The sequence below is a fragment of the Acidobacteriota bacterium genome (assembly GCA_016715115.1).
Lineage (GTDB): Bacteria > Acidobacteriota > Blastocatellia > Pyrinomonadales > Pyrinomonadaceae > JAFDVJ01.
This window is the reverse complement of sequence record JADKBM010000016.1, coordinates 385189-399172: the sequence shown is the minus strand read 5'-3', so window position 1 is coordinate 399172 and position 13984 is coordinate 385189. Positions and strand designations below refer to the sequence as shown.

At 54.2% G+C, this 13984-nt stretch carries 14 protein-coding genes; 10 read left to right on the top strand and 4 right to left on the bottom strand.

Going from position 1 to position 13984, the window contains the following annotated elements; all coding sequences use genetic code 11:
- Positions 1-87 precede the first annotated feature (87 nt).
- Both IPN69_19575 and IPN69_19570 read left to right on the top strand, forming a co-directional pair.
- On the top strand, positions 88-720 hold the full coding sequence (locus IPN69_19575) for a sigma-70 family RNA polymerase sigma factor (protein MBK8812911.1): 633 nt from the start codon (positions 88-90) through the stop codon (positions 718-720).
- Positions 720-1478 carry a hypothetical protein gene (locus IPN69_19570; protein ID MBK8812910.1) on the top strand — a complete coding sequence of 253 codons (759 nt, stop codon included), beginning with the start codon at positions 720-722 and terminating at the stop codon, positions 1476-1478. Before IPN69_19575 ends, IPN69_19570 begins: the two co-directional genes overlap by 1 nt.
- 13 nt (positions 1479-1491) lie before the next feature.
- Here the strand turns inward: IPN69_19570 and IPN69_19565 are convergent, their stop codons facing one another.
- The 4 genes from IPN69_19565 to IPN69_19550 form a co-directional block, all read right to left on the bottom strand.
- The gene (locus IPN69_19565; protein ID MBK8812909.1) at positions 1492-1947 is read right to left on the bottom strand and encodes a hypothetical protein; all 456 of its coding nucleotides are present in this window, start codon (positions 1945-1947) and stop codon (positions 1492-1494) included.
- Between the two features lie 75 nt (positions 1948-2022).
- The gene (locus tag IPN69_19560; GenBank protein ID MBK8812908.1) at positions 2023-3045 is read right to left on the bottom strand and encodes a tRNA-dihydrouridine synthase; all 1023 of its coding nucleotides are present in this window, start codon (positions 3043-3045) and stop codon (positions 2023-2025) included.
- A gap of 159 nt (positions 3046-3204) precedes the next feature.
- Positions 3205-4290, bottom strand: a complete 1086-nt coding sequence (locus IPN69_19555; protein ID MBK8812907.1) for a hypothetical protein — start codon at positions 4288-4290, stop codon at positions 3205-3207.
- 166 nt (positions 4291-4456) lie between these two features.
- Positions 4457-5038 (bottom strand): NAD(P)H-dependent oxidoreductase, encoded by a 582-nt coding sequence (locus IPN69_19550; protein MBK8812906.1) that lies wholly within the window; start codon positions 5036-5038, stop codon positions 4457-4459.
- 93 nt (positions 5039-5131) lie between these two features.
- Here IPN69_19550 and IPN69_19545 point away from each other — a divergent pair, with 93 nt between their 5' ends.
- From IPN69_19545 to IPN69_19510, 8 genes are all read left to right on the top strand, one after another.
- Positions 5132-5647 carry a gamma carbonic anhydrase family protein gene (locus IPN69_19545; protein MBK8812905.1) on the top strand — a complete coding sequence of 172 codons (516 nt, stop codon included), beginning with the start codon at positions 5132-5134 and terminating at the stop codon, positions 5645-5647.
- 39 nt (positions 5648-5686) lie between these two features.
- Entirely contained in the window at positions 5687-6316 is a 630-nt protein-coding gene (locus IPN69_19540; protein MBK8812904.1) for an acyloxyacyl hydrolase, read from the top strand.
- A gap of 34 nt (positions 6317-6350) precedes the next feature.
- Complete coding sequence (hisS, locus tag IPN69_19535) at positions 6351-7718, top strand: histidine--tRNA ligase (GenBank protein MBK8812903.1); 1368 nt, start codon at positions 6351-6353, stop codon at positions 7716-7718.
- 99 nt (positions 7719-7817) lie between these two features.
- On the top strand, positions 7818-8690 hold the full coding sequence (locus IPN69_19530; GenBank protein ID MBK8812902.1) for a cupin domain-containing protein: 873 nt from the start codon (positions 7818-7820) through the stop codon (positions 8688-8690).
- 373 nt (positions 8691-9063) lie between these two features.
- Positions 9064-10146, top strand: coding sequence for a CapA family protein (locus IPN69_19525; GenBank protein MBK8812901.1), 1083 nt, complete (start codon positions 9064-9066; stop codon positions 10144-10146).
- Entirely contained in the window at positions 10143-10808 is a 666-nt protein-coding gene (locus IPN69_19520) for a hypothetical protein (GenBank protein ID MBK8812900.1), read from the top strand. Before IPN69_19525 ends, IPN69_19520 begins: the two co-directional genes overlap by 4 nt.
- Complete coding sequence (locus tag IPN69_19515; protein MBK8812899.1) at positions 10786-12849, top strand: DUF3160 domain-containing protein; 2064 nt, start codon at positions 10786-10788, stop codon at positions 12847-12849. The genes IPN69_19520 and IPN69_19515 overlap by 23 nt, the downstream gene beginning before the upstream one ends.
- 132 nt (positions 12850-12981) lie before the next feature.
- Positions 12982-13950 carry a hypothetical protein gene (locus tag IPN69_19510; GenBank protein ID MBK8812898.1) on the top strand — a complete coding sequence of 323 codons (969 nt, stop codon included), beginning with the start codon at positions 12982-12984 and terminating at the stop codon, positions 13948-13950.
- The last annotated feature ends 34 nt before the right edge of the window (positions 13951-13984 follow it).

The window sequence follows — 13984 nt, the reverse complement described above, 5'->3', positions numbered from 1 at the left end:
GGAACCAAATCGTTCGCGCGCGCGTGAGGGCATTAGGTCAGACGAGTTTTGTTTCGATCGTCTTTCTGTTGTAAAAAGTATGAATGTATGGCGTTCGACAGATTCGAAAAAACAAACACGGGGGTCCGCGAACCCGTGTCTGTTAAAACTCTGTCCGACCATCAACTGATCGAAGTTGTAAAGAACGGTGACGAATCGGCGTTTGGAGAGATCGTCGAACGGTATCGCAACCCATTGACAAATTATCTGTTCCGAATGCTCGGCGACTATGAAGAAGCGGTCGATCTGGCGCAGGAATCGTTCGTTCGCGTCTATTTCGCGCTCGACCGTTACCATACCGATTACGCGTTTTCGACCTATATCTACCGCATCGCGACGAATCTCGCGATCTCGGAGATCCGGCGCAGACGACGGCGCAAGCTGATGTCGCTGGCGACGTTTTTTCAGAACGACGAAGAGGACGGCGGGGAACTCCACCCGGTGGATCAGCGGGCGCTACCGGACGGGAACTTGCTTGACGCCGAGCGAAAACGCGCGATCGAGAAAGCGATCACGGCACTGCCGGACAAATACCGTGCGCCGATCGTCTTGCGCGAGGTTCAGGAGTTGAGTTACGAGGATGTCGCGGCCGTCCTGGGTCTTGGTCTCGGAACGACGAAATCGCGGATCAGCCGCGCCCGTGCTTTGTTGCGCGAAAAGCTGAAGAATTATCTGGACTGATGGAAAGTGAATTCCGACAAACTGACGAGGAAGAAAGACTCGGCCAACTGCTGCGGTCGCTCGATCGAGTTGAAACGCCGACCGACTTCGGCACGCGTGTCAAAGCGCGAATTGCGTCGGAGAAGCCTGACGGATCGCGTCGCGGGTTCCGCTGGTTCGTGACGCTTGGCGCGCCGGCGGCCGGGTTGATTCTTTTTGCAGCGTTGAATTGGATGTCGGGCGACATCATTCCTGGAGATCAGCCGGTTACAGTCATAGAACCCGATCCGTTCGTTCGGACCATCGGCGTCGAATCGACTCCGGTCGAAAGGGCTGCAGTTTCAGAGACTCCGATTCCCGGGAACGGACGGTTCGGATCAAAGGACGCTATGCCGCCGGATGCAGCAAAAAAGAAAACGCGTGCGGTTACGGATGGGCGAGGATCGGTTGATTTCGCGATCCGTCAGGGCAAAACGAAAGCGCCGCCGACGACCGTGAACACCTCGCCCGAGAAGAATACGATGCCGCGATCTTCGATCCCGATCGAAGGTGTTCTCATCGATCTCGGGATCGGTGCGAATGTCGAAAACGGCAAATGGATCGTTAAGGCGGTCCGCGCGAACAGCCTCGCTGATCGATCTCGGATCGCCGTTGGCGACGTCATCGAGGCGATCGATGACCGAACGGTCGGTGCGGCGACGGTTTTCGAGAGATCCGCGCAGGGAAAGACCATCACGGTGACCCGAAACGGTGTCAGGGTTGTCGTTCAGCTCAAATAGCGAAAAAGTTACGTTAGCTTTGACCCAGGATCTCCTTGATCGCGGATTCGAAAACCTCGATCTTTTTTTGCGCCGTCTTGACGTCCGGATGGTCGTCCTTGTAGGTTTGCTGCAAATTCCAAAGTTCAGTTTGGGATTGGACCTTTCGGATCATAAGTTTTCCAAGTGCGGTCGATAGTTTTCCGACTTCGGCGGGCGGAACCGCGAACAGACGGTCGATCTCCTTCCCCAGAAATCCCAATTCCGTCCGCAGCGCTTTTACTTTCGGATAGTCTTCGGTGTATTCAACCAGCAGCGATTCGAGTTCGGCGGTCAATTCGGCCCGGTGAAGCAAAACTTCCGAGTAGGCGGCCGATGCTTTGACCTGAGTTCCCGAAACCGGTCCCGGCTTTGGCTTGACCTGCGCGTGGGCGGCCGAGACCATCCCGAATATGATCGCGACAGAGGCAATGATCAACTTCAATTTCATAACGGTTTCTTCAACGCAGTATTTGATTTTTCAACGGTTACCGATCGATCGGCGCGAAAGCGATCCGGCTATGTTCTAAACGTTCGCCGCGCTCTGACTCGAATCGCCGGCAAATGTTTCGCACGAAAGTATCTCGAGATCGCGATCGGCTTCGGTAACGCCGTCGCCGAAGGTTTGACGCGCCTGGAGCGTTTCGAAATAGGTCGTGATGTTGTCGAGGATCTCCTCGGACGAATGCGAATGATAGAGCGTCTGCCGAAACTGCGCGCCGCCGACGAGTCCTTTCGTAAACTGTCCCGCCAACTGCTTCATTTTGCCGAGTGCCACGATCTCGGGCATTTCCTCGCGCAGCATTTCGAAAAATTCGAGCAGCACCAACTTCTTTTCAGCGAGGTCCGGCTGATACGGTTCGCGGCCGGCGATGACATCCGCAAACTGGCGAAAGATCCAGGGATTCTGCATCGCGCCGCGACCGATCAGGACACCGTCGACGCCCGATTCGTCCCATTTCTTCATTCCGTAATCGATCGTCGTGATGTCGCCATTGCCGGAGACGGGAACCGACACGGCATCTTTTACCGCGCGGATCAGTTCCCAGTCGGCGAGTCCTTTGTAGCCTTGCTCCTTCGTGCGTCCGTGCACCTGAATATGCTCGACACCGCAATCGACCGCCATTTTCGCGACCTCGACGGCGTTGATCGTCGAATCCGAGTATCCGACGCGCATCTTCAGCGTCAGCGGGATCGTGATCGATCGTTTTATTTCTTTCAGAATGATTTCGAGGCGCGACAGATCGCGAAGCAAACCTGAACCGCCGCCGTGTTTGACGACCTTCGGCGCGGGGCAACCGCAATTGACGTCGAGAATGTCGGCGCCGACCTCTTCGGCCATCTCCGCGCCGAGCCGCATCCGTTCCGGCTGGCCGCCGAAGATCTGAACCGCGTACGGGCGCTCCTCTTCGTCAAACCGCATCTGCCGTTTTGACTTCGGATTGTGTCGCGTCAAGCCTTCGACCGAGATGAATTCCGAGACGACGAGCCCGACGCCGCCGCGCCGCTTGATCAGCCGCCGGAACGTGTAGTCGGTTACTCCCGCCATCGGTGAAAGGATAAGCGGCGGGTTGATCGCGATATCTCTGATCTTAAACGGTTTCAAATCGAATTCTCCGGACAAATTGAAAGACTAGCACAAAGTGAGCGAGGTGTTGAAATTCCGGAAATCAACGTTGAAGTCATTACGAACAACTGTTTCGGGCGGTCATCGGTCAAGGAACCAAAGCCGTGACTCGTTTCGACCATAAACGGCCGGATAAGTCTCAAGCCTAACTCGTTTTCCGGTCAGGTCCCCAAAAAACTGTTTCGGGGTGTAGCCGCGGAACATATCGGGAAAAATGTATTTCTTTGGCAAATAGCCGAAATCACTCAAGATGCTTAGTTTGAAACGGCGTTCCTCTCCGGAATTGGACTTGATTGTGAATTCAACATCGTCAAATCGCGTTATTCGCCCGGCTACCGTCTCAACCGGTGAGGGCTTAATCTCCGGAAGAACAATGAACCGATGAGTGTTACGGCTCTTAAGCCACGAATATGGTACGCCTGAATCGCGCCGAGTTAGACCTCGAAGTTTCTGAAAGCCGAACAGATAGCGCCGCGCCAACGTCGGCTTTCGATAGACTGGCTCGAGCCGGTCCCGTCGAAAGCGAAACCACTTTCCAACAAGGTAAAGACCGGTTCCTCGACTCTTGTCGAGAGTGTCGAAGTCGGTCCAATAGGTCAATAGAATGAAGGTTTCATTCGCACGGCGATCGTAGATGAAGTTCCCATTCTCACCGAATTCATGGATTGGAAACGAGAACTTCTCTTCAAATTTCGGGCCCGGCACCTCTTCGAATACTCTAACGCGGCTGGTCGCAATGGCAATTCCATTGGTTACGTTCTCCAGATCCGAAATGACAAGGTACTTCTTCCCGTTTTTTTCCAAATTGCCCCTGTAGGCAAAAAAATCCTCGGTCGAGCTGTAGACAGCGAGAACCGCGTCCGTGGTATGAAGGATCTTGCCGGACCGCTCGATGACAAATCGCGGTTCCCATTCTCGGGTACTCGTTTCACGTGCCTTGCACACACGCAAACTAGTGGGAAGCGTCACGCAATACGCGTCCGCGTATCCTTCGATTTCAGCCGGCTTGGGCCTCCCGCCACGCGCCAGACTTTGGGCCTCCGTCGGCCCAAAAAAGGTCAGGACCGCAACCAACGTAATGATTCGAATCGTCCAAGTTCCTGGCATTGGGCCTCCAATAATGTGAGTATATTGAGTCGGCACGGGTGTTTCAATGTTGTCTTCCACATTCACTGATAGTTCGGAGTTCCGCCTTCATGCGGCCTTAGTTGAAATTCACGCATCGTGAGTCAACGCGGTCGCCGCCTGAAGGCGGAACTCCAAGCGGAACTCCAAGCGGAACTCCAAGCGGAACTCCAAGCGGAACTCCAAGCGGGGAACTCAAAACGCAACGTTAGCCGTGAAGCTTGATCAGGAACTCGGTCAGATCTCGCCCGAGGCCTTCCAGTTTGCCGCGGACGAAATCGTCTTTTGCCCGGCCATTCTCATCGAACGCCTCGTGCGATCTGCCGACGCAGAAATCTTCCGGAAGAACGTGGACGCCCATCGTCCCGAGGATCGAACGGACGCTCGGCAAGGCGCGGATGCCGCCGAGCGCTCCCGGCGACGCCGACATCAGCGCGACCGCTTTGCCGCCGTAGCAGGCGCCTGCCTTCAGTTCGCCGTGCGGTCGGGATGTCCAGTCAATGTAGGTCTTCAGCGTTCCCGAGATGCCGCTGTTGTATTCCGGCGACGAGATCAGAAATCCGTCGTGCGCGAGCATCAGTTCCTGGAGCCGGATCACGTTCTCGGGCAGACCCTCCGCCGTTTCGAGGTCGCCATCGTAAAGCGGCACCGGAAACTCGCGGAAATCGATATAGGTCACTTCCGCCCCGGCCCTGCGCGCGCCTTCGACGGCGGTCAGGACTGCCTTTTTGTTCGTCGAATCCCTTCGAAGCGCTCCGGCAAACGCCAGTATTTTCGGTTGATAACTCATTGAAAATTAGATTACACGTTTGGGACGGTCTATTTCAAACGCCTGCATTAATGGCATATAATCGACATAGGAAATTCCGGATGTTTACGGCAAATGATCAGATCGTTTAAGAAGTTGAATCCGAAGATCGACGCGTCGGCATTTATCGCCGAAAACGCGGTGATCATCGGCGATGTCGAGATCGGCGCGAACGCGAGCATCTGGTATAACTGCGTCCTGCGCGGCGACGTCAACTTCATACGGATCGGCGACGGTACGAATATACAGGACGGGACGGTCATTCACGTTTCGCGGGGCCCGAAGTTTCCGACGATCATCGAAAGTGATGTCACGGTCGGGCACGCAGCGACCATCCACGGTTGCCATATCGAATCCGGTTGCCTGATCGGTATCGGCGCGATCGTACTTGACGGCGCGCGCATCGGCCGCAACTCGCTGATCGCCGCGGGAAGTCTGGTGACCCCAAATACGGTAATTCCCGAGCGTTCATTCGTCGTCGGGAGTCCGGCGCGCGTAAAGCGGCAGGTTTCTGAAGAAGAGTTGGAGAAGATGTCCGAAAATTGCGTCAATTATCAGAAACTATGCACAGTCTACCGGGAAATCTCTTAAAAGTCCGTTTCAAGCGACGGCCACGGAGGTGCGACGATCATGAGACGCATCCAGTTTTTGTTTTTCATACTCGCGTTGCTTGCAGGCACGGTGCTTTCTCAGGAACGAAGTGAAAGGGGAAAGAACGAGTTCACTGTCTGGGGCGGTGTTTCGCCCGATTCGACCAACGGATTCCTGTTTGCGGGAAAAACTCCCGATGTGCGCTTCGCCGTAATCGGATTCAGGTACTCGCGCCGGTTCAACAACAGCCGGTACCTGAATCTCAAATACACCGCCGATGTCTTTCCGGTCGCGTTTCTCAGCTATCCGGACAGTGAGGCCGACCTGAGCGCGCCTGCAAAGAAGCGCGATACGCGGCCGCTTCGCACCGCCATTGGCATCCAGCCGTTCGGCATACAGCTGAACTTGAGACCGCGGAAAGCGATCCGCCCATTCGCCAGAGCAAGCGCCGGCTTTATGTATGTCAACAAACGAACGCCGAACTATGTCGGAACGCGCTTTGAGTTTACGGCGAGTTTCGGCGGCGGTATCGAGATCGGCCTCAAGAAGGGGAGGGCGATCTCGGTCGGATATTCGTACTTTCATATTTCAAATGGCTACCGCGGTGATGAGAATCCGGGTTTTGACAATAACCTGTTTTGGATCGGCTACACGTTTCGTTCAATGTAGCGGTCGCCGTCCCCGTGTGCTAATTTTGTAACCTATGAGCAAGACCCAACCGGCGCGCGGAATGCGCGATTTCCTGCCGGCGGACGTGCGGAAACGCAACTACGTCATCGGCGTCATCAAGCAAGTTTACGAATCCTACGGCTTTGAGCCGCTCGAAACGCCGTCCGTCGAGAACCTCGAAACGCTGATGGGCAAATACGGCGAGGAGGGAAACCAACTCGTCTTCAAGATCCTCAAGCGCGGCGAAAAGCTTGACATTTCGAAAGGTGAGAGCGGATTGGCCGACCTCGCACTGCGTTACGACCTGACCGTTCCTTTGGCGCGCGTCGTCGCCAACTACCGCAACGAATTGCCGAAGTTCTTCAAACGGTATCAGATCCAGCCCGTCTGGCGCGCCGACCGCCCCGCGCGCGGCCGATATCGCGAATTCTATCAATGCGACGTCGATGCGATCGGTTCGAGTTCGATGATCGTCGAAGCTGAATTGATTTCGGCGGTGTGCGAGATTTTAAAGAGGCTTGGGTTCGATGATTTTGAAATTAGGTTGAATCACCGGTTGCTACTGCAAGAAATTCTTGAAGATTGCGGCGTATCGAAGGACAAACAGAATACGACGCTTGTCGCTATCGACAAACTCGACAAGATCGGGATTGATGGCGTTACCAAGGATCTGATCGAAAGAGGTATCAGTCAAGATTCGTGCGATGAATTGCTCGATTTTTTCGGAGTAAGAGAATTGCGGCTTCGTGAAATGTATGCGAAAGGAATGGCGCATTCCGACATACTCAATATGCTTCGTGGTAGTTTCGGCGATACAGCGGATGGACGATTTGGTATCGATCAAATGCAGCAAATTTGTGATTTGGTTGGCACGACATTCGGCCCCCAAATCCGTGTTTTTCCAAGTCTCGCTCGCGGTCTTTCGTATTACACCGGCGCGATCTTCGAGATCAGTGTTCCGGACCTCGCCGGCAGCCTCGGCGGCGGCGGGCGCTACGACGGCCTGATCGGAATGTTCGGCAAGGAACAGATTCCGGCATGCGGTTTCTCGCTGGGGCTCGAGCGGATTCTCGTCGTGATGGAAGAGCGCGGTATGTTCCCGCCTGAATTGTCGAACAGCGCGGCCGACGTGATGGTGACCGTTTGGAGCGAAGAATCGGTCGGCGAATCGATGCGGCTCGCTTCGGAACTTCGCGCCGCGGGTTTGCGTGTTCTCGTCTATCCGGAAGCCGAGAAACTCGGAAAGCAGTTCAAGTATGCCGGCCAGATTGGCGTCAAACACGTATGCGTTCTGGGCGAAAGCGAGGTCGCCGAAGGCGTCGTGGCGGTGAAAGATATGGCGACCGGCGAACAGGCCTCGATCGCGCGAAAGGATATCGCAGCCCGTTTGTTCGAGTCGTAAGTCAAACGATATTTTCGAGCTGCGAGCTGTGAGCTGTGAGCTGTGAGCTGTGAGGTGCGCTCGCAGCCCAAAGCTCGCAGCCCAAAGCTCGAATCATCTATGGAATCAATGGAATTCGACGCGGAAATCGCTTCTTATCTGTCGCAGGGTTTTCGGCTGGAGATGATCTTTCCGGCCGACGCGCCCCGCGAAGCGGTGTTGAGCCGCGATGGAGAATCGATCCGGATCGAATCGCACAGGAAACAAGCCTCCGACGGCGAATGGCACGTCGGGCGCGCCGGAATGGAATATCGCGACCTCATTCCTGACAGGCTTGGCGGACGCGTGATCGCCTCGCATATCAGAATTCGAAACGGCGGGCCGATCCCGGATTACGTCCATTATCACCGTGTTCGTTTCCAGATGATCTACTGCCTGAAGGGAAGCGCATGGCTCGTTTACGAGGATCAGGGCGGGCCGTTCGAGTTTCGCGCCGGCGACTGCGTCCTGCAGCCGCCCGAAATTCGTCACCGCGTCATCGAATGCTCTGACGGATTCGAAGTTCTCGAGGTCGGAACACCGGCCGAACATCCGACCTTCGCCGAACACGAGTTCGACCTGCCCAATGGACGGGTCGATCCCGAACGCGATTTTGGCGGTCAGAGATTTCTGCATCACCGTTTTTCGGAGGCGATCTGGGATCGCGACGGAGCGATCGAAAAATGCAGGCTCGCGATCGGCACGGCGACCGGCGGATTGGCGGACGTTGAGGTCTGGCGCGCGACCGGCAACGTCGAAATGCCGATCGTGGATACCGGCGAATTCCTGTTCTATTTCGTCCGTCAGGGAAGTCTTGCGTTCCGCGAACGGAACTCAAAGGAAATCAGCCGAAGCGCCGACGAGTGTTTTGTCGTTCCCAAGGGCCGGGACCTTTCGATGATGATCGCAAACGGCACGGAAGCGATCCGGATTCGGATCGATCCCATCGATTGACGCGGTTGCCGAACGTCGGTCGTTCGGTTTCCAAATCGGGATTCTTGCCCTCGGTTGGGGATTTTTGCCTCGGTTGACAGGTCGGAGTTGCACCTTTAGACGTAGTTGAAGGTAATTACTGTGGGAGTCGGACCGAAACACCGGGCGTGATTGAACGTGGCACAGACGTTGCATCGATGCATTGGGAAAGCGAGATTCGAGGGGGACGTTTCGTATGAAAATCCTGATCGCTGTCGACGCGCGAGAATCCGAATTTCGAAGATTATGATTGATCATCGCGAGTTGTTTCCCGGGACACGGCACAGAGGAAATCCACGGATTGCCGTTCGGATGCCGTTTGAGCACCGCGCGCGGGGCGATTGACCGCCACGCAATGGGCGAAAAGGCAATGCACTTGAGCCGCAAAGATACTTCGTTTGCCAAAATGGCCGCAGATCGGAATTGCCGGCCGTCTCGCGATAAAGGTGTTTTCAAGGTTCCGATATTTGCCGCGCTCATTCTTTTGCTGGCTTCGGGAGTTGCGTCTCAGACCCAAACCGTCGAAATCGTTGCCGTTGGCGATATCTTGCTGTCAAGAGGTTTGGAAAGGAAGATCGGGAAGTTCGGAGCAGACTATCCGTTTGCGACTGTAAGCGGGACATTGTCCGGCGCGGATTTGGCTTTCGGGAATCTCGAAAATCCCTTAACCGGCAAATGCAGAAAAGCCGAGAAGAAATATCAATTCCAAGCAGATCCGAGTTCGGCCAAAATTCTCTCGAATGCCGGATTTGACGTGCTGTCGCTCGCCAACAATCACAGTCTGGATTGCGGCGACGTCGGATTGTTCCAGACAATTCAAAACCTTACGGACAACAACCTCCAGGCAATTGGAGTAGCCGAAAACACGGCAAACATCCAATCTCCGGTTTATTTTGTGAAGAAAGGGATCAAGATCGGTTTCCTCGCTTTTACGGCAATCCGTCCGGATCTCAAACGAAGTGTTTATCCGAATCTGGCGATCGCAGATCCGAAGCTGATCGCGCGATCGATTGCCGAAACACGAAAACACGCCGCCGTGGTTGTAGTCTCATTTCATTGGGGGACGGAATACGCTTCCCGTCCAAACACCGAACAAATCGAGCTCGCGAACATCGCGGTTGAAGCGGGTGCCGACGTAATTCTGGGGCATCACCCGCACGTATTGCAGGGATTTTCCGTCTTTCAAAACGAAGGTTCAAAGCGAAGGTCCTTCATCGCGTATTCGCTCGGGAATTTCGTTTTCGATTCACCAAAGTCCCTGATAGCAAAAACGGCCGAAAGCGTGATTCTCAAGATCCGCGTCGGGGAAAACGGTTTCGTGAGTGCGGAGGCGATTCCGGTCCTGATTGAAAATTATCGGCCCGAAATCGCGGCCGGGAATTCCAAAGAGCTGATCTTGAAGCGCTTGAATCGGCAATCGGAGAATTGGGAGCAATGAAGAGATTCTGCGACAAAAATCTTCGCCGGGTTGTTTTTGGTCTCGCGGTCATCGCTCTGATCAGTTCGACCGCTTACTCGAAAGCCTTCACGGCGAAAATCGAAACCGATCTCGATTCTGACGGAAAGATCGAACGCATCGATCTCAACAGCGAACGCCAGCCGGCGCTGCGGATCTTCCACGGCAAGAAAATTATGTGGCAAGGCGTTTCGGCAAAATGGAACGCGTGGAAGATCCAGATCACGGACGTTGACGGCGATGGAATTCGCGAGATCGCTATCGGCGTAAACAAGGCGACGAAGTTTTTCCCGAAGCCGCACAATTGTCTGTTCATCTACGGATTTCGGGACCGAAAGGGTTTTCCGAAATGGCTTGGGTCGTCGCTCAGCAAACCCTTTGACGATTTTCGCTTCGCGGACCTGGACGGCCGAATCGGCGAAGAACTGATTGCATTGGAGACGAATTTGGACGCGACGAAAAGCGTCGGCCTTTACCGTTGGAACAGCTTCGGTTTTACGCTCGAGAGCGAGCAAGGTCAATGGAAATCGGCGAAGAATCTGATGTTTGAGAACGGGAAGATATCGATCGAGGCTGACGACAAGAGGATTTTCCTGTCGAAAGATCGAGGAGGACAACACTATGAAACGAGGAAGCTCAACTAGCAAATTACTGTGGAGTTTTTGGGTCTTGGCACTGCTCGGCGGTTTTTCGATCGCCGAAGCTCAAACGGCACGCGTGAAGCCCTACAAGGTCTCACCGACTCTTGCCGAGGTCTCGAACATCAAACATTTTACCAGGAGTTTCCCCCTGAATGCGCAAAAACGCGCGTTGCTCACGAAGAATTTGTTTGCGGTTTCGCCGACCAAATCGAAGCAGTTGTTCCATATTTACGAAGACAATGAATACAAGAACATTCCTTCTTTCGTAACGACCGATTCGGTTTTGCAGCTTTACCACATCTTTTTCGATTTCACGCTTCGAACCGTTGAAGAACAAAAACTGATGCCCGTTCTGCAGCGACTGACCGAGGGAATGCTCGCGGATTCGATAAAGAGCTGGAACGAGATCGGCGACGTGCAGTTGAAGCGCGCGGCGTTGAAGAACGTCGTTTATTTTGCGGTCGCGGCGAGGAATCTCGGGCTCAATGTGCAAGTGCCAAACGAGGCGGATGATCTCGTCAGGGTCGAAATGGACCTCATCTCCCGGCACGAAGGCTTCGCCGTCGGAGCGATTTTCCCCTACGAAATGGACTATTCGCAGTTCGTTCCGCGTGGGCATTATACGCGAAGCGAAACTCTTCAAAAATTCTTCCGGGCGATGATGTGGTATGGACTATCGCCCTTTGCCCTGAAAACAAATGAGCAGCGTGCGGACGAGACGATCCGCCAGAGTCTGCTGATCACGGCATCGCTCTATCGTGCGAAGTTGGTAGACGATTGGGAAGCGATCTACGAGCCTACTTCCTTTTACGTAGGCGCGGCGGATGACATCACGCCTTCCGAATGGAAAGCCGCGATGGATGAGACTTTCGGATCGAACGCCAAACCCGCGACGTTCGCTGATCCGCAGAGATTTGAAGCTTTCGTGCAGGCGGCGGAGAAGCTGCGTGCGTCAAAGATTCAGTATCGGCGGCTCATTGAACCCGGCAAAACGGTTGCTCCCGATCCGGCGCTTCAGTTTCGATTTATGGGTCAGAGATACATTCCCGACAGCGAAATCATGCAGCGGCTTTCTGTTCCTATCGAACGCGTGTTCCCGTCGGGACTGGACGTTATGGCGGTTTTTGGAAGCAAGCGCGCGGTGAGTATTCTCGATGCGAATCCTTCCATTTACAATCCAAAGAATTGGACCGGCTATAAGCCCGAACGCGACAAACTGGTCACGCAATTCGCCAACGAAAAGACGGAAACGTGGACCTCGAACCTCTATTGGAGCTGGCTCAACGGACTCCGCGCATTGCTCGAACCCGTGCCCGAAGGCTATCCGTCGTTTATGAAAAACCAGGCCTGGGAAGATAAATCGCTCCACACGGCGTTGGGTTCGTGGGCACAGTTGCGTCACGACACGATCCTTTACGGCAAGCAAAGCGGTGCGGAAATGGGGGACGGCGACGAACCCGCGCCTTTCAAAGGCTATGTCGAGCCGAATGTGGAGTTTTGGGATCGGATGCTGAAATTGACGATCCAATCGCGCGAAGGGTTGAGTTCCAGGAATCTGCTCACGGACGAACTGACCAACAAATTTTCGGGATTCGAGGAACTGCTGACGATTCTCAAAACGATCTCCGAAAAAGAACTGTTGAACCAACCGCTCACCAAAAACGAGTATCAATCGATTCGCACCATCGGCGGCACGCTTGAGTATCTGACGCTTTCCGTAATGACCGGAAATCCCGACACGTGGGAACTGGTCAATGAATCCGACAAGGATATGGCGACGGTCGCGGACGTTCATACAGGCGGTTCTTTGGTTTTGGAAGAAGCGGTCGGACGCGCAAACGAAATCCTCGTGGTGGTTCCGATCGAGGGCAAATTGGTGCTCACGCGAGGCGCGGTTTTCAGTTACTACGAATTCACTTATCCGGCAAGCGATCGCCTGACGGATGAAAAATGGCAAGAAATGATCAATTCAGGCAAATCACCCGCCTCGCCGTTCTGGACGAAGTCGTTTCTTCTGACCAATACGAAAGCGGCTTCGAAATGAAGCCCAAGCAGGGTTTTGAGATCTTTTAGCGGCGGATAATCCGATAAGCGACGATGCTTCGGAGCGAAGCACCCGGTTTTTGATTTTTCGCCTGAAAGCGACGAATTTACGCGTCGGAAACAAGGAGGAACAATGAAGAAAATACTACCGATCTTAATGAGTGTTTTGTTGATGTCGGCTTGCGACAATACTCAGCCGGCCGGCAACAACGGCAATGTTGCCGAAAACAAGCCTGCGGTCAATATCGCGACGACTCCTGCACCGGCCGGCGAACCAAAACTCTCCGAAGCCAAACCGCCGAGTTTTCAAAGCACCGCCGCCGACACGGATGAACCGGTCAAGTTTCCGATCGCCGATTTTCCGATGGTCGAAACTACGGCCAAAGCGGGCGAATACGTTCTCGTCCCATCTTGGAATTGGCTGAAAGAGGCAGCGGAAAAAGGCGTTGAATCAACCAGTTTCATTTGGTATGTGCAGAAAATGGCTGCACCTGAAAAGGAATTTTCGGACGTGCAGTTTATGTCGGAACGACGACGCGTTCCGAACGCTTATATCGTCGCCATTCCTCCGGGACAAAAAGCCAAGAAGGGCGATGTTCTCCTGACTTGGTGGCAAACCGGTTCGGGAATGGGCAGGGCATACGTTGTTGACGATAAAAACCCGATTTCACCGATTGTCCGCTATCTCGATATTGACTACGACAATCCCGCCAAATCCCGCGACAACGTGACTACGATCGGCAAAATGGACGAAAAGATCGTCCCTGATTCGTTCTTCAAAATCAAGGAATGGGACGCGGGAACGACCGTGGCGATTCAAGACGGCGCAAATCTGAACAAAGGCGTGGTGATTCGCGTGGCGGGCGATAAGGTCCTGGTGCTGGAATCGGTCGGAAAAATGAAAATGTATCCGAAAGCGTCGTGCAAACCTGTTCCGGTCGTGCCGAGTGTCAAAGACGGCGACCGCGTAAAAGCGCCGAAATTCAATACGTTCAGAGATGCGACCGTGGTCAAAGTTGATTCCGGAATCGGACGCGTTTTCGTTAAATTCGACGGCGATGACAAAGAAACCGCAATTCCGTTTGGGGATATTTTGAAATAGTTCACTTTTCGGAAATGAAGAAGGAGGCAGTCTT

What these genes read in the sequence shown, in the direction of transcription:
- IPN69_19575 (MBK8812911.1), top strand. Translation starts at nt 88, where the DNA reads ATGGCGTTCGACAGATTCGAAAAAACAAACACGGGGGTCCGCGAACCC.
- IPN69_19570 (MBK8812910.1), top strand. Translation starts at nt 720, where the DNA reads ATGGAAAGTGAATTCCGACAAACTGACGAGGAAGAAAGACTCGGCCAA.
- IPN69_19565 (MBK8812909.1), bottom strand. Translation starts at nt 1,947, where the DNA reads ATGAAATTGAAGTTGATCATTGCCTCTGTCGCGATCATATTCGGGATG.
- IPN69_19560 (MBK8812908.1), bottom strand. Translation starts at nt 3,045, where the DNA reads ATGGCGGGAGTAACCGACTACACGTTCCGGCGGCTGATCAAGCGGCGC.
- IPN69_19550 (MBK8812906.1), bottom strand. Translation starts at nt 5,038, where the DNA reads ATGAGTTATCAACCGAAAATACTGGCGTTTGCCGGAGCGCTTCGAAGG.
- IPN69_19545 (MBK8812905.1), top strand. Translation starts at nt 5,132, where the DNA reads ATGATCAGATCGTTTAAGAAGTTGAATCCGAAGATCGACGCGTCGGCA.
- IPN69_19540 (MBK8812904.1), top strand. Translation starts at nt 5,687, where the DNA reads ATGAGACGCATCCAGTTTTTGTTTTTCATACTCGCGTTGCTTGCAGGC.
- hisS (MBK8812903.1), top strand. Translation starts at nt 6,351, where the DNA reads ATGAGCAAGACCCAACCGGCGCGCGGAATGCGCGATTTCCTGCCGGCG.
- IPN69_19530 (MBK8812902.1), top strand. Translation starts at nt 7,818, where the DNA reads ATGGAATCAATGGAATTCGACGCGGAAATCGCTTCTTATCTGTCGCAG.
- IPN69_19525 (MBK8812901.1), top strand. Translation starts at nt 9,064, where the DNA reads ATGGGCGAAAAGGCAATGCACTTGAGCCGCAAAGATACTTCGTTTGCC.
- IPN69_19520 (MBK8812900.1), top strand. Translation starts at nt 10,143, where the DNA reads ATGAAGAGATTCTGCGACAAAAATCTTCGCCGGGTTGTTTTTGGTCTC.
- IPN69_19515 (MBK8812899.1), top strand. Translation starts at nt 10,786, where the DNA reads ATGAAACGAGGAAGCTCAACTAGCAAATTACTGTGGAGTTTTTGGGTC.
- IPN69_19510 (MBK8812898.1), top strand. Translation starts at nt 12,982, where the DNA reads ATGAAGAAAATACTACCGATCTTAATGAGTGTTTTGTTGATGTCGGCT.